18 protein-coding genes are annotated in these 20294 nt (G+C 41.7%); 6 read left to right on the top strand and 12 right to left on the bottom strand.

Annotation, left to right across the window (positions count from 1 at the left end; translation table 11 throughout):
- Positions 1-9: 9 nt before the first annotated feature.
- Positions 10-342: a hypothetical protein gene (locus H6G18_RS16390; protein WP_190408166.1), complete on the bottom strand. Its 333-nt coding sequence runs from the start codon at positions 340-342 to the stop codon at positions 10-12.
- Complete coding sequence (locus tag H6G18_RS16385; protein WP_190408165.1) at positions 342-728, bottom strand: hypothetical protein; 387 nt, start codon at positions 726-728, stop codon at positions 342-344. The genes H6G18_RS16390 and H6G18_RS16385 overlap by 1 nt, the downstream gene beginning before the upstream one ends.
- 232 nt (positions 729-960) lie before the next feature.
- Here H6G18_RS16385 and H6G18_RS16380 point away from each other — a divergent pair, with 232 nt between their 5' ends.
- The gene (locus H6G18_RS16380; protein WP_190408164.1) at positions 961-2373 is read left to right on the top strand and encodes a DUF3370 domain-containing protein; all 1413 of its coding nucleotides are present in this window, start codon (positions 961-963) and stop codon (positions 2371-2373) included.
- A 169-nt stretch (positions 2374-2542) separates the two neighbouring features.
- On the top strand, positions 2543-2671 hold the full coding sequence (locus H6G18_RS25080) for a hypothetical protein (protein ID WP_277875603.1): 129 nt from the start codon (positions 2543-2545) through the stop codon (positions 2669-2671).
- A 122-nt stretch (positions 2672-2793) separates the two neighbouring features.
- On the opposite strand, the gene H6G18_RS16375 is transcribed toward H6G18_RS25080, so the two are convergent.
- The 6 genes from H6G18_RS16375 to H6G18_RS16350 form a co-directional block, all read right to left on the bottom strand.
- Positions 2794-3648 carry an SDR family NAD(P)-dependent oxidoreductase gene (locus H6G18_RS16375; protein ID WP_190408163.1) on the bottom strand — a complete coding sequence of 285 codons (855 nt, stop codon included), beginning with the start codon at positions 3646-3648 and terminating at the stop codon, positions 2794-2796.
- Positions 3649-3953: 305 nt separating this feature from the next.
- Positions 3954-4259 (bottom strand): small RNA NsiR4-regulated ssr1528 family protein, encoded by a 306-nt coding sequence (locus tag H6G18_RS16370; protein ID WP_190408162.1) that lies wholly within the window; start codon positions 4257-4259, stop codon positions 3954-3956.
- 67 nt (positions 4260-4326) lie between these two features.
- A complete protein-coding gene (locus H6G18_RS16365; protein ID WP_190408161.1) occupies positions 4327-4950 on the bottom strand; it encodes a hypothetical protein in 624 nt (207 codons plus the stop codon).
- A 32-nt stretch (positions 4951-4982) separates the two neighbouring features.
- The gene (locus H6G18_RS16360; RefSeq protein WP_190408160.1) at positions 4983-5237 is read right to left on the bottom strand and encodes a hypothetical protein; all 255 of its coding nucleotides are present in this window, start codon (positions 5235-5237) and stop codon (positions 4983-4985) included.
- A gap of 72 nt (positions 5238-5309) precedes the next feature.
- Positions 5310-8390 (bottom strand): phosphoenolpyruvate carboxylase, encoded by a 3081-nt coding sequence (ppc, locus tag H6G18_RS16355; RefSeq protein WP_190408159.1) that lies wholly within the window; start codon positions 8388-8390, stop codon positions 5310-5312.
- Between the two features lie 99 nt (positions 8391-8489).
- The gene (locus H6G18_RS16350) at positions 8490-8729 is read right to left on the bottom strand and encodes a hypothetical protein (RefSeq protein WP_190408158.1); all 240 of its coding nucleotides are present in this window, start codon (positions 8727-8729) and stop codon (positions 8490-8492) included.
- 217 nt (positions 8730-8946) lie between these two features.
- On the opposite strand from H6G18_RS16350, the gene H6G18_RS16345 reads away from it, so the two are divergent.
- The 3 genes from H6G18_RS16345 (at position 8947) to psbA (ending at position 14888) form a co-directional block, all read left to right on the top strand.
- On the top strand, positions 8947-11964 hold the full coding sequence (locus H6G18_RS16345; protein ID WP_190408157.1) for a DUF1574 family protein: 3018 nt from the start codon (positions 8947-8949) through the stop codon (positions 11962-11964).
- A 168-nt stretch (positions 11965-12132) separates the two neighbouring features.
- Complete coding sequence (locus H6G18_RS16340; protein WP_190408156.1) at positions 12133-13632, top strand: MBOAT family O-acyltransferase; 1500 nt, start codon at positions 12133-12135, stop codon at positions 13630-13632.
- Positions 13633-13805: 173 nt separating this feature from the next.
- On the top strand, positions 13806-14888 hold the full coding sequence (psbA, locus tag H6G18_RS16335; RefSeq protein ID WP_190408155.1) for a photosystem II q(b) protein: 1083 nt from the start codon (positions 13806-13808) through the stop codon (positions 14886-14888).
- 380 nt (positions 14889-15268) lie between these two features.
- Here the strand turns inward: psbA and H6G18_RS16330 are convergent, their stop codons facing one another.
- A complete protein-coding gene (locus tag H6G18_RS16330) occupies positions 15269-15853 on the bottom strand; it encodes a hypothetical protein (protein WP_190408154.1) in 585 nt (194 codons plus the stop codon).
- A gap of 175 nt (positions 15854-16028) precedes the next feature.
- On the opposite strand from H6G18_RS16330, the gene H6G18_RS16325 reads away from it, so the two are divergent.
- Positions 16029-18155: a S8 family serine peptidase gene (locus H6G18_RS16325; protein ID WP_190408153.1), complete on the top strand. Its 2127-nt coding sequence runs from the start codon at positions 16029-16031 to the stop codon at positions 18153-18155.
- 21 nt (positions 18156-18176) lie between these two features.
- On the opposite strand, the gene H6G18_RS16320 is transcribed toward H6G18_RS16325, so the two are convergent.
- From H6G18_RS16320 to grxC, 3 genes are all read right to left on the bottom strand, one after another.
- On the bottom strand, positions 18177-19004 hold the full coding sequence (locus H6G18_RS16320; protein WP_190408152.1) for a lysophospholipid acyltransferase family protein: 828 nt from the start codon (positions 19002-19004) through the stop codon (positions 18177-18179).
- A gap of 113 nt (positions 19005-19117) precedes the next feature.
- Positions 19118-19561 (bottom strand): tRNA adenosine(34) deaminase TadA, encoded by a 444-nt coding sequence (gene tadA / locus H6G18_RS16315; protein WP_190408197.1) that lies wholly within the window; start codon positions 19559-19561, stop codon positions 19118-19120.
- A gap of 138 nt (positions 19562-19699) precedes the next feature.
- Positions 19700-20011: a glutaredoxin 3 gene (gene grxC / locus H6G18_RS16310; RefSeq protein ID WP_190408151.1), complete on the bottom strand. Its 312-nt coding sequence runs from the start codon at positions 20009-20011 to the stop codon at positions 19700-19702.
- Positions 20012-20294 lie beyond the last annotated feature (283 nt).

The raw sequence follows: 20294 nt of genomic DNA, 5'->3' as shown, positions 1-20294 counted from the left end.
TGACAGTTCCTAATCATATCTATGTTTTTTTGATTTAATCACTTCAATAACGTCATCATGACGTTGACCATCGATAATATCTTTTAAGTGAATTTTACCCTCAATATACTGAAGATGAAGTCGCCATCCTGATAATTTATCAATATCAGCACGATATATTGCCTGCTTGATACCTTTAACTTTACGAAGTCTTGTTTTTGGAAAAGTTCTAGTTCTATGGCATTCATTATCTTCTAGTTCAGCCAAAGCTTCCAGAAAATCAATTTTTAGATCATCAGGTAAAATATCCATAGCTTCATGGATAACACCATGCTCATCCAAAAGTGGTTTAATTCGTGACATTATTTAGAGCGAACCTCAATTTCTCGATTCTTCACACTAAAATCTTGATAGAGAGATTCAGCCACTGAAGCATAAGCTTTTGCAGCATCTTCAGTCTGGACTACTCTGAATAATGTAATTACTGTAACGTCAAAAATTGGATCATCGTCAATAGTGATGATTAACCTTAAATTTTTATCGATAATCAAAGCATAAAGGGAAGATTCATAATCTGCATTCAGCTTGATATCTTTTAACTTAAAAGCTTGATTTTCTAATAAATTTATATTCTTTGATAATAGCTCAACGTATCGATTTAATTTTTTAATGATTTTAAATTTTTCTTTATTATTAAATTTATTTAAATCTTGCTCAAAATCGTTTGTAGACTCAATAAGTATTTCCATTTAAATGATTCCAGACCTGAAATACTAAACTAACTTCAAATTTAGCGTATAACTCTAAATAATTGAGTATTCAAACTATATTTATACAGAAAATAAATGATAGAAATAGAGTCATAGCTATAGGTTGATTGACTATGTTAATTATATATGGATAAAAACAGCGATCGCCTCCAGGAATCAGCATACATAAAATTGTAGTTACATTAGCTTATCCTGAACACTGCAATTCTTTATGCCAAGTAAACTATCATCACCTTTATTCATACTTTTATCAGTACTTACTCTTATTCAAACTGTCGGCTGTACTAATCCTCAAGATGATTCTGTTGTTGCTCAAACTTCACCCAAACCAGAACCTCAGATTATTGTCCAATCAGGAGAAATCAGGGCTTTACCAGGAAAGTTAGATAATATCCCTGTATTCAACAGTAATAGCCCAGAGTGGGTGAAAACTGAGGGTATTTTACTTTCCACCTTTCCCACCAACGGTAAAAAAACACCAACCGCACACTTGAATTTTCCCTTCCAAGGACGATTTGATTTATTTGCTCACCATTACACCCACACACCCAAGGATTTACAAACGCTTTATCTAGGCGTAATTGTCAATAATCCTGGGAAAAAACCTGTGACAGTTGATGTCTTACAAGCTGCTAGTTATTTGATGCAGGATGCACCCTTTGTCACCTTACCCCCCTACCTAGAAAATAATGATGGTAAAGCCTACTCTGGGCCAGGAGCCAGGGCTGTTGCTGATGTCCTGCGGGGTGTGCGACAGGTTGATTTTCCCGCCAAATTGGTTATTCCCCCCGGACAAAGCCGGATGTTGCTGAATCATTCTATTCCTGTGCGGAATTTGGAAAAGCCTGTCAATGGTCGCTCTAGTTTTTTCCGCCTACGGAGTAGTGATAAAGTTTATGCAGCCAGCTTGGCTATGTTTGCTAAAAAAAATGCTGATGGTTCCGACCGTGCGCCAACTATGACAGAATGGCAAGCTTTACTCAATAATGGTAACTTTGCTGGGCCACGAGATAAAACCCCTACCCCACCAAATGCTACCAGTGGGGCTTTGATTTATGGGCGTGTGGCTGGTGTTTCTCAAGGTTCCCAATGGCAAGCCACGCTGACTGATAATCCTAAAGCGACAACTCTAACCATACCCCAAACTGGCAAAGGCATTTCTTATCCTATAGTTACTTTACGGGGTGGGCGATTGGGTACAGACCAAAGTCAAACAGCTAAGATGCTGGTACGTTACCCAGATACAGCTTATGAAGCGCATGGTAATTATGGGGTGGAATATAATCTCACATTGCCTTTGAAGAATAATAGTAACCAAACTCAAAAAGTGACAGTCACTTTGGAAACACCATTGAAAGAAGATAAATTATCTCAAGGTGGTGTACGCTTCCGTAAACCTTCGCTGGATTTTCCCTTTTTCCGAGGTACAGTTCGGCTACGTTACTTTGATGACCAGGGAAAACAACAGATACGCTACGTACATTTGTGGCATAGAACCGGACAAGTTTTAGAACCATTAGTACAATTTGCCATGCCACCATCGAGTAGGCGTAATGTACAGGTAGATGTGATTTATCCCCCAGATTCCACACCACCACAGGTTTTAACAGTGAGGACTTTATAAAATATGAGTAATGAGTAATGAGTAATGAGTAATGAGTAATGAGTGGAGAGTCATTATTCCTAATTCACATTAGGCTAGGCGTAAAATTGGAAATTTAAAAGTAATTTAAGCCAGAGACAAAGCACAATTTGCTATTTTTATAGCAACCCTTTCTGAAAACCAGTTGGTAATGAGTCAATTTATTCAACCAATCAATTTGGAAGTATCACCTGATTCTTTAAATCAAGGCGAAGATGCTATCCGTCAGGTTTCTGAGATAAGAGCGATCGCACACAGAGCGAGTAATTCCTTGTTCTGATCTGAAGGTCTTTCTCTTCTGGGCAGTACGTGATCCCTTCTTGTCGTATTTTACTGAGAGCGATCGCAAATTATTTAAAGTTGATAAAAAGGCTAACAGAGTTAGTGGACATTGCTCAATATCTATAAACCCATTGAATATAAAATTACACGATCATACAATCTATCAGGCAAAAGATACTTGAGTAATGCTCCCATTTTCGCATCTTGACCGATGAGATAGCGTGTCTTTGGTTTTTTTGCTGTGAGTGCATGAACAACAGCCTCAGCTACAATATCCGAAGAAATGCTCTTAGATGCCAGAATTCCTACTTGTTTACGGACAGCAGTCAGCGCATGACCGTAGAGATTTTGGGCAGATTGTGATAAATTTTCCTTTGCTATGTCGGCTTGAGTGAAAGACTTTTCCCAAATGGGGGTAGCGATCGCACCTGGTTCTATAATGGAAACTGAAATTCCCCAAGGTCGTAACTCCATACGCATCACATCGGTAAGTGCTTCCAGCGCAAATTTTGAAGCATTGTAAGCACCAAGAAATGGAGCCGCACTTCTACCGCTAATGGAACCCATATTGACAATTCGTCCTCGACCTTGGCGCAATAAACCAAGAAATGCTTGTGTGACTGCTAGTTGTCCAGTGACATTAACTTGCATTTGTTGTTCAAATTCTGCAATTGGTAATAATTCTAACGGGCCTGGAACGGCAATTCCAGCATTGTTTACTAAGCCAAAAATTTCATCACCAACTGTATTTTTTACTGTCTCAACTGCAAATGCAATCGAATCAGCATCAGTAACATCTAAAAAAATAGGGATAAGTCTTTGAGAGGCTTTCTGTTGAAGTTTTTGAGCATCAGAATTTTTACGCACGCCAGCGAAGACACAAAATCCTAATTTGTCTAAATGCAAAGCGCAGGCTTCACCAATTCCTGTGGATGCTCCTGTAATTACGACTGTACCTTGATTTTTTGCAAGCATTTATATTCTCCACTCTCTGAGCTTAACTATAAAATTACTTGCTTGAAACAAATGAAAGATTTGCTACTTATATGCCATATTTATGAATCTAATTCTATAATTTCATGAGCTTATATAATGCTGGCAAAACCTCATTTTAGTATTAAAGTTAAATGGTATTATCTCATCAAATCAATGATCACATTTTCGTCATAATTGTGTAATAGCAACTTAAAAATTATGTATAATTTATTTATTATGCTTATAAATAAATAGCATTGAGATTACTTGCAAAAATAAGCGTAGGGCTATGCCTACGCTGAAAATTACTTACCGCCGTAGAAAAAGGCAATGTCTTTTTCTTTTAGGGGTGCAAAGCCTGCTTCTACGAGTAATTGATCGAGTTCTAGTTGGGGGATGTGTTTTGCGCCAATGCGGATGATGCGCGATCGCATAGTATTAGATACACCACTACGCTGTCTATTTGCTTCCAACGCCATGACTTTGTGATATAGGTCTAGTTTTACAGGTGGAATCGGAGTACCATCAAAATCGATGCCTTTAGCGATCGCTTCATCAATGGCATCAGCACCTTTAGTATCGGAATTTACTACGTTATTTTCAGCAGTCATGAAAGTATACTCATAATGTTATGAGTATATTTTATCAGCCAACAGATACCCATCAATAATCTTTTTTTCAGCTATGAATACCTTGAACAAAAGCTGATTGAAATGGTTGCAGCAAAATTCCTATAATTTTATCTACATCATTTATATAGTATTCAATAATATCAATATAAACTGTATTATTTTCTAAAATTAAAAACCGCCAGTTAGTTCCAGTAGTCACAACACCGTAGATTTTATTTATATCCTGTTGTGTATGTTGATTAAAAATCTGCGCTCCCAACATTGAGGCAATACATTGTCCTAAACCACCTTTAATATTTTCATTTTTGGCTTCAACAATCGTAATCACAGGAGATTTAATATAAAATTGTTCTTCAGAAGCACAAATAATAAAATCACAATAACCATTCAAACCTTTACTAGAATCTACATCAAAATCTGTACCAGAAAATAAAGAAATTTTATAATTCAACTGCCTTCTAACTTCTGTAAGAACCTGCATAATCAATAATTCTGAACGAGCTTTTTCCGTATTGATCGCAGTTGCTAGTTGAATATACTCGGCTAACAGTGTTTTTAAGGTAGAAGAAGGCTTTACAGGCAATGTATCTTGAAAAAGGTTGCGCTTTTCGTTAATGGTTAATTGAAATGCTTCTTTAACTTTAGACAGGGTGAAATCACTGTATGCCATTGAATATATTCCCTATTATTCACAACTATTAACTAATAACGATTTTCCCTTATTACTAAACCACCAGCAAATGCTCCTAAGATTGTCCCCGTCCAAATTCCGGTTGTACTACCTTGCCATGTTGCCCCCGGTGTGATCCACACATGACATAATTCTCTCATACCCCAACCTTTATTTTGGCACTTCTGGCTATGCAGCATTAATGTAATTTCTCCGCCGATATAACCGCCGAAAAATCCAGATGATAAGGCTAGTAAACTACAGATTAAAACTTTATTTTTGGTCATTAGTCATTAGTTATTTGTCAGTTATATGTGTTTTATCACTGACAACTGACAACTGACAACTGACAACTAACATCAACCAGTATTCCTCATTCCCGCCGCAATACCGTTAATTGTTAACAATGCGCCTCGTAGTAACTCACCCTTGCTGTAACGAGAGTGGATGACACCAGAGGTAGCAGTATTATTCTTGGCTTGGCGTAGACGCTTGAGGAGGGAAACTTGGATAAATCCCAAGGGGACGATTGTAGCATTGCGTAACTGTACGGAACGCTGGAGTACAGGATCACCATCTAAGAGTCGGCTGTGGTCGGTAATTTTCAGGACTAAATCTCTTGTAAGGTAGTATTCGTTAGCAATTTGCTCAAATACTTTATCAAACCGGGGCTTGTCTTCGGGGTCAGACAATTCCTGTACGTAGTGACCAGCCATTTGCATATCTACTTTTGCCAAAGTCATTTCTACTTTGGAAATCACCATTTTAAAGAAAGGCCATTTGACATAAAAGTAGCGCATCAATTTGAGGTGTTCTTCTGGTTCCTCGTTGAAAAATTCTTGTAAAGCTGTCCCAACACCGTACCAAGAAGGTAACAAGAATCGGGTTTGTGTCCAGCTAAATACCCAAGGAATAGCGCGGAGGCTGCTTAAATCTTTCTTTCCAGAAGGACGACGGGCGGGACGGGAACTAATTTGTAGTTGGCTGATTTCTTCGATAGGGGTGACTTGGTGGAAAAAGTCGATGAAATCTGGTTGTTCGTAAATTAAACCACGATAATGTTGCCGCGATCGCGCTGCTAATTCCTCCATGATTTCGTTCCACGGTTCGATATCATCAAACCCAGTCCGGAGAAGACTGGCTTGAATTACCGCAGTAGTGATGGTTTCCAAGTTGTACAGGGCTAAATCCAGTAAGGAGTATTTGGAAGCTAATACTTCCCCTTGTTCGGTAATTTTAATCCGTCCGTTGATACTGTGTCCTGGTTGAGCCAAAATCGCCTCGTGGGCTGGGCCGCCTCCTCTTCCCACAGAACCGCCGCGTCCGTGGAAAATCCGCAGATTTAGTCCATATTCTTCGGCGATTTTCTGTAAGAATTTTTGGGCTTTATGAATTTCCCAGTTGCTACTTAGGAAACCGGAGTCTTTGTTGCTGTCGGAATATCCCAGCATGACTTCCTGTAAGTCGGGAGTGAGGGAGACAGAGGAGAGGGGAAGGGGGAGATGGGGCGATGGGGGAATGTTTTCTGGGCTACCGTTAATTGCTGCGTAGCCCCCTGCTAGTAAGGCGCGGTATAAGGGTAACTCAAACAACTGTCGCATGACGCTAAGAGAGCGTTGTAAATCTTCGACAGTCTCAAATAATGGTACTACCTGAATTGTGCCAACGGCGATCGCTGGGTCAAAAAGTCTGGCTTCTTTGGCTAGTAGCAGGACTTCCAAGACATCGCTGACTTGACGACACATACTAATGATGTAAGTTTGGCAGATATTGATCCCAAACTCTTGTTGGAGCGATCGCACTATGCGGAAGGTTTTAATGACATCATTAGTTTTGTCGGAGAATGGTAATTCTGCCGAAATTAATGGGCGACGGGTTTGCAGTTCGGTTGTCAACCAAGCCACTCGCTGTTCTTCCGATAGTTCGTTGTATGGTTGGGGTAATAGTTGGAGATATTCGAGAATCTCGTTTAAAGCGTCCGAATGTCTGGTTGATTCTTGGCGAATGTCTAATTTTGTCAGATTAAAGTCGAAAATTTCGACTTGACAGATGAGATTATCTAGTTCCCGGCAACTTAATCCAGTTTCCGTCAAGTTATGCTGAATCAAACGCAACTCTGCCAAAAAATCAGACCCAGAACGGTACATGGGGCTATCTTCGTTGGTGGGGGTTTCCCCTTTATATAATGCTAAATTGCGATCGCGGGTATTTTCCAGCCGCTTGAGGACATAAGCTAGTTTGAGACGATAGGGTTCTTGGCGATATCTCAGCGCCAGCGCGTCATATACTTCACTTAACTGGGATTGGTCTAACTCTAAAGATTCCAGTAAATCTGGTAGTACGTCACTCCAGTGCATGGAGATACTCAATAATTCAATCAGTTGCTTGACAGATTTGATGTATCTTTCCAACACCATTTTGCGCTGATAACAGGCTGTTTGCCAAGTAATCTCTGGTGTCACCGATGGATTACCATCCCTGTCTGAACCTACCCAAGAACCAAAGGAACAAAAATCTTTGCTCGGTGGTTCTAGCCAAGAGAAGGTTTCATTCAGGGCGTATTTGAAGCGTTTATACAGTTGGGGAATCCCATCAAATAAAACTTCTTGGAAGTAGTGCAGAGCATAATCTACTTCATCCAGTACCGTGGGCTTGAACTGGTGGAGTTCGTCTGTGCGCCACCACAAGCGGATTTCTTCGAGTAATTTTTCTCGAATTTCTCCGGTTTCCCAAGGATAACCTCCGCCATTATTAGCGCGATTTTCCACTTCATCTAGTTGTTGCAACAAGTCTACTACCTGGCGTTGTTTGTCCCGAATGGTGTGGCGGACAATTTCTGTCGGGTGGGCTGTAAATACCAAGCGGACATCCAGTTGGGAAATTAGGCGTTGAATTTGCTGGGGTGGAACATTCAACTTATGCAATAAGGGAAATAAAGCTGCAAACGTCCCTTTTTGCTTACCTTGTCCTCTATTAGTCCAATTTTTCCCCAAAAAATCTATCCCTAAACCCCGGTTGAAAATCACATCATCTTCGTTGTGGTTAGAGGAAGAGGTAATGTTTTCAGAACCGTTCAGGGTTGGGGTTTCTGCTTCCAATTCAGAATAGCGCGTTAATTGCTGCCTTTGTTCATATTCCTGCTCTATGATGTTAATCAGCTGAAAATACAAAGCGAAAGCCCTAGCTGCGCGGATAGCTTCGTTGATATTCAATTGTTCAATTAACTTGACGGCGGAAACGGCTTGGTCTTTTGTCGCTTGTCCTTCAGGAGAACACAAATCGCGCAATTGCCGCAACAAATCTACCATATTTTGACCGCATTCTTGCCGCAGCACCGACTCCCACAGTTCTTCTACTATTTGCAGGCGATGACGCAAAAATAATTCCGATGCTGGAGATAAATTAGCAGATTCAGATAGAGAGTATAAAACAGAACCCATAGTTGCTTCTCTTGTAAAGCCAATTACTGTTTAACAGGTTGATATTTCGTCATTTATGCTCTTGGATTTTTCCGTGAACATATATTTAAAGTATATTTTTTAACTTTGCTTATTTAATTCATCGTCATCGGGGAAGGGTAAAATAGGCAGGCGATCGCCGCGAAATAATTCTTCACTCGCTGCTCCTAAGGATTCCAGGGCTTTTACGGTGACTTGTCCAGTGGTAAGCAGCAGTAGTATAGACGCTGTACCTATTTCTAGGAGGAGAGATTGGGGAATGCTAAACAAAACCAAATTTAATCCGGGGTTTGGTGTGGATTTTTGGGTAATAGGAGGCATTACTTATCCTTAATTGATGGGCTAACGAGTAGAATAAAACGCAAAACTCAAAATCTGTATGACTTGTAACTGTATAAGACTATCTTGTCCTATTTAGCAAGCCGAAATGGTAACGAAATTGTTAACAGAAAACTCAAAAATGTGATAGACCTATGGTTCTAGTTTACAAGTGCAGGCACTACCCCCCAACATTCGCTTCTTGTAAAGTTAACTGCCCATGAAAACAGTCCTACTAGATAGCCAGCAATCCTTGTTGCAATGGGTCAGCCAAGCAACGGGGATCAATACTTTCGGGGTGAAAGTCCGCTTACGGGGAAATGACCTTCATATTCTTTGTGAAGGGTTAGAGTGTCCTCAACGCTGGCGCACTCTCTCTGATTTGCTTCATGCTTTACAGCAAACCGATTTAGATGTCCTCACCAGCAACGAACAACCCTCAATATACCAAGTATTCGTCTACGGTCGAAAAAAAGGGGAATATCGCCCCGAATGGTGTCACAAGGTCTACTTAAACCAGTTGGAACGCCATCTGGAACAGGTGGAACAAGCCCTGCTAGAAGATGCAGCAAAAGCCCCTGGTGGGGCAATGATACTTTCTAATGAGAGTTTGGCACGTCGGGGAGATGCTAATGCCATAGCCCGCTATCTCAGCGAAACCTTGAGTGCAATGGGTGTGGCGGTGCAGGTGAGGGTTAAGCAGCATCAGCCAAGCGATGGTAGTCCTGATGTATTTAATCGCCTGTGGATATTTTGCCAGTCTGCTTATAGCCCCGACCCTTCATTACTTGCAGAACCAGTAGCCCAAAAATTGCGCCAATTGAAGCTAGCTGGCTACCGTGATGCTGTCATTGTTTCTCAAGTTAATGGAGAGACAAACCCTGACTGGCTGTTAAGAATTGACTTGACACCGCCAGAAACGATGCTGAAAGAATGGGCAAGATGGGGAGATGTCCAAGCGATCGCCCGCCTATTAACAGCAGCATTGTCAGAGTTACTGGTGAAGGTGCAAGTTTCTTTACAAGAATCCACCTTACATATTTTTTGTGAACCAGCTGCCGACTCCTCCCACGATTCTCCAGTACCAGATAAGACAATTTGCGTCGAGAAAATTTTGTCCCAACTAGAAGCGATCGCTCCCCAAGGTATTCTGGCGGCTACTGTTTACGGACAAAAACCCAATGACAAGCAACCAGAATGGATTGATTGGCTAAAGTTACCCGCCAGCGAACATCCAGCCTTGGCTACCTCCGCCCTAGATTTGGCTATTATCGGTGATGAACCAGCAATTGTTTTTTTACTAGAACGCTTACTCAATCCTGACTTAGACCGACGGTTGAAAACAGGAGGTTTGCGGGTACTCTTGCTGCGGAAAGGGGATTTACTACATATTATGTGTGATGCCCCAATCTGTCCTAGTCGGAAACAAGTAGCGCCCAGAGTCATCCAATTTTTACGTCAATTAAACTTGGCTGGAACAGCTGGTGTGCGGGTTTATGGTCGCCGTGCTGGTAACAAGGAACCCTTTTGGCATTATGGTGTAGATTTAGTCCATCGCCAGCGCTTAGTTCCCGAAGCTACCCCAGAATTTGCCGCTACTTCCGAATACGTCAATGAACTGATCACCAAAGATGACGACGAACCAATTTTGCGTTCCGATGTCACTACCGAGGAAGTACAAAATTTCGTCTCGGAAGTGGCAAAAGATTGGGTAGCAGCCACAACTACCACAGTGCGGAAGTGGTTTCTCAACACCCAGTTATTTACAGAAAGTGGTCAGTCCTTCAACTCAGTTACCGATAGCCAAGGGATCAAAATTGCCTTGGTTTGGGGTACTCTCGGCTTGTTGCTCACCCTACAAACCGATTGGGTTTTAGGTTTTATTGTCACTCGCACCATGCAAACACAGGTGACTAGTGTCTCACAGCGCTCACCTACTGTGGGCGGAACGCCATCGTCCTCTGTGACAGAACCTGACTACGAAGATCATCAAGGCGAGAGAACGGCATTTTTCACCAGCAGTTCTCAGCAAAGAGGTGGTGCATTCAATGCTTCCGGCTTCACTCAAGATGATGATAACCAACCCAGAATCCTCAAAGCCGCACCACTCAGGGAAAAAGCCACCGCCGCCGCTATTTTATTAGCCGCGCGATCGTCAATGCCTAGTTTTAATGTTAGGCAATTAGATGAGCAACTAGCTTTATATAGACAACGCATCGCTAGAAATGGCAAACCTGCGGATGTGTTAATTATCGGTTCCTCCCGCGCCTTGAGAGGAATTGATCCCATGGCCTTATCTAAAGCCTTAGCACTGCAAGGTTATCCCAAAGTAGACGTATTCAACTTTGGCATTAACGGCGCCACAGCCCAAGTAGTAGACTTTGTGATTCGCCAAGTTTTGCAACCATCAGAATTACCAAAAATCATTATCTGGGCTGATGGTTCCCGTGCTTTTAATAGTGGACGGGAAGACTTAACATTTAGAGCGATCGCTAATTCCCCCGGTTATCAACATATTCTACAGCAAGCCCAAACACCCACTAATAGCGAACAATCAACAAAAAATTCCGAAAATTCAGATGAAGAGGTAAAAAAAGCACCAAAGCCCGAAATTAACAGTTATCAAGCTGTTAATCTGTGGTTAAATCAAGGTTTAGCTGCCTTTTCAGCCAGTTATAAAAACCGCGATCAAGCTAAAAATTTATTGCAAAATAAACTAGAATCATTACCCATATTTAGCAAACCACCAAAAGCAGCATCACCCACACAGCTAACAACAAATAATACTGACGATAGTAGTAATTTACAAGCTGTAGATTTTGATGGGTTCCTAGCTTTATCTGTGCGCTTCCATCCTGCCAGATACTATCAAAAACATTCCAAAGTTACAGGTAATTACGATAACGATTATAAATCATTCCAAGTAGGAGGTATACAAGATGCCGCCTTCCGTGATGTCTTGCAATTTACTCAATCGCAGAATATTTCTTTAGCCTTTGTCAATATGCCCCTTACCGCAGAGTATTTAGACCCAGTACGCAAAAAATATGAACAAGAATTTCAGCAATATATGTTAGGTCTAGCCACAAATCCTAACTTTATTTATCGAGATTTAAGCGAACTTTGGCCAAAAGCCAACGATTATTTTTCCGACCCCAGCCACCTCAATCGTTTTGGTGCTTACGAAGTCTCAAAAAAATTAGCCAATGACCCGATGATTTCCTGGCCCGCCAAGTAGATATAGGAGGGTAGCAAACAGGAGCCACTGGGGTCTTCTCTAAGTTTCCTGGGGGACGCTCCGCGTTGGCGGAAGCTTCTCTTAGAGAAGGAGTCTCCCCAAGTGGAGCAAGTGGCGTAGCAGGGGGGAGAAAATTCAAACTAATGACCAATGACTATTGACTAAACCATGAATTTTATATCTATTCTGTATGGGCTTTTCTTGTTAAGTGTGCTGGGTGTTTATTGGTCTTTGGGTAAACAAAAACTCCGATTGTGGACTTTATTGATTGCTAGCCTTGTTTTTTACTCTTCCTTAAGTATCCAATACATACCACTGCTACTAGCACTGACATTTATTAATTTTCGTTTGGGACGAGAAATTGGTAAAAATACTTCACCAGGGCAACATAATATAAACTGGAAAATTTCTAATGAAGATTGGCAATTTGCTCAAGTAGATTGGAATCGTCGGCGGATAAAAGTATTATGGTTAGGGATAATTTTAAATGTTGCTTTATTACTAGGTTTCAAGTATATCAATAGTTTTTTGCAGTTAACTTTTAATTTGTCAGTTAATCCATCAGAAACATCTTGGAAAATTATTGCACCTTTAGGTATTTCGTTTTTCACATTTGAATGTATTGCTTATTTAATAGATGTCTATCGGGGTGCGCCCGCTACTAATAATTTTCTCCAATTTTCAACATATAAATTATTCTTCCCTAAGTTAATTTCCGGCCCAATCACGCGTTATCACAACCTAGCAAATCAATTTAATACATTAGAATTTCCGACTGCTGATAGAGTATCAGAAGCATTATGGTTAATCGCTAGAGGTGCTGTAAAAAAAGGTATTTTGGCAGACCGCTTAGGAATTTTTGTTGATTTATGTTTTGGGAATTTACAACGGGCTGGTAGTAACGACCTTTGGTTAGCTACCTTTGCTTATGGTTTGCAATTGTATTTAGATTTTAATGGTTACGTAGATATCGCCCGTGGTACTGCTTTGCTGTTTGGTTTAGTACTACCAGAAAATTTTGATTTTCCTTACTTCACCACCAGCATTGCCGAATTTTGGCGGCGTTGGCACATGACTTTGGGAGATTGGTTGCGAAATTATGTCTATTTTCCTTTGGGTGGTTCTCGTCAGGGTTTAACTCGCACCTGTGGGAATTTATTTCTTATCATGCTAATTGCTGGAATTTGGCATGGTTCCGCTTGGGGTTTCGTAATTTGGGGTATTTATCACGGTTTAGCCTTAGTAGTTCATCGACTAACAGATGTGATGAGCGATCGCTACGAAAAATTAGAACTATTCTGGCAAAATCCTGTAGGGGTAGTTATAGCCTGGCTAATAACCCAAGTGATGGTATTTACTTCTTGGATTTGGTTTCGTCTACCTAATCTGCAAGAATCTTCTTTTGTTATTCAGCACCTCTGGGGTCATTCTGCGGATGCCCAATTTGCTCAAAAAGTTTATATCGAAGCCTTGAATACCAGTCAATCTCAAGTGTCTGTAATGCTTGTAACTTTATTTATTCTCATGGGTATAACTTATGCCTTTAAAGGCAAGCTGAAACTAGATTTAAACTGGCCTATTAAACTCGTTTTTGTACCTCTTTTCCTTTACGCAGTGTGGTTATTTGCTCCTGAAGGTAGTCTTCCATATATTTACTTTGATTTCTAAATGTATCCATAAATTTGTGTTTCTTTACATAAAGTAAACAACTCAAGATTAAAGATTAAGAATTATGAATTAGTGAATTACTTCTATAGTAAATTCATGTAGATTTTATTGCACAGGTGTTTTAAATTAAATCGCCTGATTAATCTGCAAAAATCCAAAGCAATCATAAAAAAATGACCACAACCTTACAACAGCGCTCCAGCGCTAACGTATGGGAACGGTTCTGCACATGGATCACCAGCACCGAAAACCGGATTTATATCGGTTGGTTCGGCGTGTTGATGATTCCTACCTTGCTAGCCGCTACCACCTGCTTCATCATCGCTTTCATCGCTGCACCTCCAGTAGACATCGATGGTATCCGTGAACCAGTAGCAGGTTCTTTGATCTACGGAAACAACATCATCTCTGGTGCAGTTGTTCCTTCTTCCAACGCTATTGGTTTACACTTCTACCCAATCTGGGAAGCAGCTTCCTTAGATGAGTGGTTGTACAACGGTGGTCCATACCAATTGGTAATTTTCCACTTCTTGATCGGATGCGCTTGCTACTTGGGTCGTCAGTGGGAATTATCCTACCGCTTAGGTATGCGTCCTTGGATCTGCGTAGCTTACTCTGCACCTTTGGCATCTGCTACCGCAGTATTCTTGATCTACCCCATCGGACAAGGTTCCTTCTCTGATGGTATGCCCTTGGGTATCTCCGGTACATTCAACTTCATGATCGTGTTCCAAGCAGAACACAACATCTTGATGCACCCCTTCCATATGTTGGGTGTAGCTGGTGTATTCGGTGGTTCCTTGTTCTCCGCAATGCACGGTTCCTTGGTAACTTCCTCCTTGGTGCGTGAAACAACCGAAACCGAATCACAAAACTACGGTTACAAGTTCGGTCAAGAAGAAGAAACCTACAACATCGTTGCTGCACACGGTTACTTCGGTCGCTTGATTTTCCAATACGCGTCCTTCAACAACAGCCGTTCCTTGCACTTCTTCCTAGCTGCTTGGCCAGTTGTTGGTATCTGGTTCACCGCATTGGGCATCAGCACAATGGCGTTCAACTTGAACGGTTTCAACTTCAACCAGTCCATCATCGACTCACAAGGTCGTGTCATCAATACCTGGGCTGACATCATCAACCGTGCTAACTTGGGTATGGAAGTAATGCACGAGCGTAACGCTCACAACTTCCCCTTAGACTTAGCTGCTGGTGAAGTTGCTCCTGTTGCTTTAACCGCACCTGCTATCAACGGTTAATTCTGAATTTTTAGCTACAAAAAAAGCGCTCTTCCAGTTAAAATTTGGAGAGCGCTTTTTTATGCCTTCATCTATATCTGCGTCAATCACCTTTCAATCAGGTTCGGATCAGATAATTCGCCAAAATCATCATGCCTTTCAGGCACATTGCAATGCAACGTCTCTCATAAAAAATCCCATCCTACCATTGAGGTGTATTGTTACGGCCAATAGGCAGGAGGGATAGAGACACAAAGTAAGGCATTGCATAAATGCGGGATAAATTCAGATTTTAAGCAAAGCAAACTATTGATTTTTCGCGCATACCCCAAGCGGAACCCGCAGGGTAGGAGCGAAACAAAAATCATCCCATGATTCAGCAACGCCGTAATTTAATTCAGTTATTTTTGCGATGATGAAGCTGGATTAGCACCGCCTTGTCTAGGAAAAGGCGCATCGACAAAACCTAACTCAAACAACTGCTGATAAGCCTTCTTACCTAAATCGCGTGTTGGGTTTTGACTCTTAATAATTTGCACCAATAATGGTACAGCTAATTCTGATTGATTTTGAGCGCGATGTACCAACGCTAACTGATAGGTCGCTTCATCCCGCTTTTGAGCTGTTAATAAAGCCCTTTGACGCTGAGAATCGGAAACTCTATTATCAATGCCTGAAAAACTAGAGTTTAAATCTTGATAAAAATTCGATAACTGATTATATACCTGACGTGCTTCTTGGAGCTTTTTGGCAGCTAAGGCATAGTTTTGAGCAGCAACAGCTTGTTCTGCTTCTTTCATTAAACGTTCTCCACCCTCAATGCTCAACACACTGTTATTTTGAGCTGTAGGACGTAGATTATTTGGGCTATTGGGATCAATAGGCTGTGCTTGGTTTTGAGCATTCACTGGTGCAAACAGAGCAAAAGCTGCTATCACCGATAGAGAAGTCAAACGAATTACAGAAGCAGGGGCCGCGAGGTTCATGGGGTCAATTTGTGCAACAACTATTAAGAAACAGATCAATCTAGGGAAACTTCGGGTATCTTAACTCTGTTTGCGTTTTTAACAAAGCGACGCTAAGTACTGAGTTTCTTTGATTTAGACAGGAAATCGGTTGAATTGAGTTCCCCTAGCCAGTGCATTAACCACAATCGCTCCTATGAACGACCGCAATAACTCCTCTGATTTTTCAACCACAGGTTTACCAGCAAGCAACTTGGGATTAGTTCTGCAAAGGGGTGGTGAAGAATTGATACTCGAAAAAGCTTTAGACCGCTTCACCGTCCGTTTTGTCACCGACTTTCCTGTGCAACAATTATCTCAGGTTAGCTGGGGTATTTGGCAGGTCAGTATTACCCAAGCTCACTTAGAACTATATCAGGTTCCAGCAAATCAAATAGAGCAAGCGATCGCCCACGGCAGACAGGATGCCATTGCCCAAGCCCGCGCTGACCAAAATGTCACTTTTGCCAGCCATGCTTACACGGTTCAAGATAATCCAGGGACTTTTGTTTATCTGAGCGACCAAATTACGATTCAGTTTGCACCTAGTTTAGATGCTGCCAAAATTACCCTCATAGCCTCTCAATTTAACCTCATCGAAGATAAACCAATTCCTGGTTTACCAAATGCGTTTGTGTTTCTGGTAAGTAAGCAAGCCACAGAAAATCCCATCAAAATTGCTAATCAATTGCAAGCCATTCCAGATGTATTGGCGGCTGAACCCAATGTGTTGATACAAACAGAACCGCATTACAAACCCCGTGACACACTCTATCCCCAGCAATGGTATCTCAACCATAACGGTGGTAGTGAGTTGGTTGCAGGCTCTCACATCGCCGTAGAACAGGCTTGGGATATTACTCGTGGTGTCCGTTCTGTAGTGGTGGCTGTGGTCGATGATTCTTTTGATTTGAATCATCCAGATTTTCAAGGTAGCGGTAAAATTGTTGCCCCCAGAGATTTGCGAGAAGACGATTTTTTGCCCTTACCTAGTAGCAAAGAAAGCAGTCATGGTACAGCTTGTGCTGGTCTAGCGTTGGCGGAAGAAAATGGTACGGGAATTGTCGGGGTTGCCCCTGGTTGTGCATTTATGCCCATTCGTACCACTGGGTTTTTAGATGACGAATCAATTGAGCAAATATTCAACTGGGCAATGGAAAAGGGAGCCAGTGTCATTTCTTGTAGTTGGGGGGCTTCTGCTGTGTACTTTCCCTTGTCGCTACGGCAAAAGGCAGCCATTACCAGAGCTGCTACCCGTGGGCGAAATGGTAAAGGTTGTGTAGTGTTATTCGCGGCTGGTAATGCCAATCGTCCAGTTAGTGGTGCTGTCAATGAGAAGGATTGGCCGGATAATGTTCTCAAAGGTGTGACAGATTGGTTAAATGGTTTTGGGGTACATCCTGATGTGATGACAATTGCCGCATCCACCAGCATGAGTAAAAAAGCCGCCTACAGTAATTGGGGAAAAAACATTGCTCTGTGTGCGCCTAGTAACAACGCCTCACCAGGAATGTCATTTCCAGAGAAGGGTTTTTTATATACACAACCAACAATCAGAACTAACCTGAGTGGATTAGAAATGTTAACGACCGACATAGTGGGAGTCGCAGGTTATGCTCCTGGTGATTTTACCAGCAACTTTGGCGGTACTTCCAGCGCTACGCCTGTGGTTGCGGGGGTAGCAGCCTTAGTTTTATCAGCTAATCCTGACTTGACAGCCCAACAAGTTAAACAAATTTTAGAAACAACGGCAGATAAGATTGTAGACCCTAATCCAGACCCACAACTGAGTTTGAGTGGAGGTAAATATGATGAAAATGGACATTCTCAATGGTTTGGTTATGGCAAGGTCAATGCTGCGAGGGCAGTACAAACCGCATTCCAACAACGCACCACGTCATCAGATGCAAGTAAACAGGTAAAACTTGTTAATTCTCAGCGCAGAGACATTCCCGACAATAATATACAGGGTATCAAGAGTGTAATTTCTATCTCTGATTCAAGCACAGTCAAAGATATCCAAGTCGCAGTTAATCTTACTCACGATTTCTTAGGTGATATAGAAATTTATTTAATCGCCCCCAATAATCAACAGGTGCTGTTGCAAAATCGTACCTTAGGCAATCGTACAGATTTACAGACAACTTATGGAGTGCGATCGCATCCTATCCTGAAACTATTACTCTCACAATCAGCCAAAGGTAATTGGCAGTTATGGATAATTGACTACTCACCCCAAGATGTCGGCACACTCAATAGTTGGGAATTAACTTTGGGGATTTAGTCAATAGTCAATAGTCATTAATTAACAGTTAACAATGATTTTCTTTTGCTCCTCTACTCCCTCATCTTCCCTTTTCCTGGCAGCATTGGTAACTTCTACGACTGCATGATGACTGAACGCTAGTTCTGGATTACTTAACCTTTGTAAATCTCTAGCTAAATCCTCTGTGAGCCGTTTTGCGTTTTGCTTCACCTTACCATGAGTGTAATCTTGGACATTAATTGCCGAGCCAATGTGAATACTTACATCTGTACCCCAGCAGGGATAAGGTTGGCTGTAATTGATGCTAATTGGTAATATTTTTACCCCTACACCTGGATAACTAGATTCCGCGCTCAAGGCTAGACGAGCAATTCCTGGCTTAAGGGGGTGCAATTTACCATCTCGAAAAATATCGCCTTCCGGATAAATGACTAACATTTGTCCTTGCTGGAGTAGTTCAACAGCATGGCGCAAAGTAGAAACAGCTGGGTGTTGAGTATCTACAGGAAAACCACCCATACGCCGCACAAACCAACCTTGCAACCCTCGGCATTCATTATTCGACACCATAAAGTTTAAGTCTCGACCTGTGACGTAACGCCCAGTTGCGTAAGGTAGAAGCAACGAATCCCATCTCGCTCGATGAGTTGGAGCCAGAATCACCGGGCCTGTTTTGGGAATATTTTCTTGTCCAGTAATTGAAATGCGCCCAAAGAAGGATGGCAGTAAGAAGTAATTACCAACAAAATACAACACAGAACTTAACCAAGGAGAAACCCGTGAAGTAGTCACAGCTACCTGAGGATTTGTCAGCGTATTTGTTGGTTTTACTTGGCAGGTATCAGACGCAGAGAAAAATTCCATCATGTTGGTAGCTGCAATTTGTCCGGTAAAATTGTCGTGTGATATTGACGTAGTTCCACCGTAGATTTTCTTCCGTGACTTGTGTCATAGTACCTGGACAGTTTTACGTCTGTCCGTTACTTGCTTTGCAGCCGGCGAGTGGCAAACCAGTCTTGCAAATGCTGGCGACAGGCTGATTCTAGAATGCCTCCCATAACCAATAAGCGGTGATTAGAAGCTGCACTGTCAGGGATATTCATAACAGTCCGAATTGCGCCAGTTTTGGTATCGTCCACTCCATAGACAAGCTTTCCTATCCGTGAGTGTATAATCGCACCAGCACACATTGGGCAAGGTTCTAGGGTGACGTACAAAGTGCATTCATGCAGTCGCCAAGTTTGTAAAGTTTTAGCCGCAACCCTCAATGCCACAATTTCCGCGTGAGCTGTCGGGTCTTGGTCACGCTCTTTGCGATTCTCTCCTTCCGCAATTAAATTACCACTAGCATCAGTAATTACCGCACCAACGGGAACTTCACCTGCATTACCAGCAATTTTTGCTAACTCCAAAGCGTGACTCATCCATTGGCGATACGTGAGATATTCGGGGTAATCAACCCCTTCCCAATGGGACACTGTGTGAACGGGGAATTCAAAATTCAAAATACCCTACGGGAAGCTAAAGCTACAAAATTTAAGAATTGTTTAATCAGCACTCAATTATGCTGGCTGTACCAAAAGGGGATCAAGTTGACCTTTGGTATCTAGCTGATAAATGTCGTCACAACCACCAATGTGTTGGTTGTTGATGAAAATTTGCGGTACTGTGCGGCGGCCGTTGGCACGTTCTGCCATTTTGGCTCTGGCTGCTTCGTCACCATCAATTTTATATTCGTTAAACTGTACACCTTTCCACCAGAGCAGCATTTTGGCACGAATGCAGTAAGGGCAAGTTTGCCAAGTATATATCTCTACGTTGGCTTTAATTTTTTCTGGAGAGCGCCCAAAAAATTGATTGAATAAGTTCAACATAGTTTTGATTTTATGGGTTTTGGGAAATTATAAAGTGGATGTCGAACTTCTTTGTACTGCCGAAGGGTTAGTTTGAGAAATTTCTGTTGGCAAACCTTGACAAAATTTTGCTGCGACAATGCTCTGTTCTACCGTAGATGATTGCTGAGACTGCTGAATGAATTTATCTTTTTTTGCAGAAATGTTGAAAGCTGATACAAAACTTTACATTCTTAGTTAGACTAACTCCAAAAGTCCTAAAATAGTCAACATAACATTATCTCCTCAAACCAATGAACATAAC

The sequence above is a fragment of the Anabaena subtropica FACHB-260 genome, assembly GCF_014697105.1.
GTDB lineage: Bacteria > Cyanobacteriota > Cyanobacteriia > Cyanobacteriales > Nostocaceae > Trichormus > Trichormus subtropicus.
Note: the sequence above shows the minus strand (reverse complement) of the source record. Positions and strands in the feature narration are given on the sequence as shown.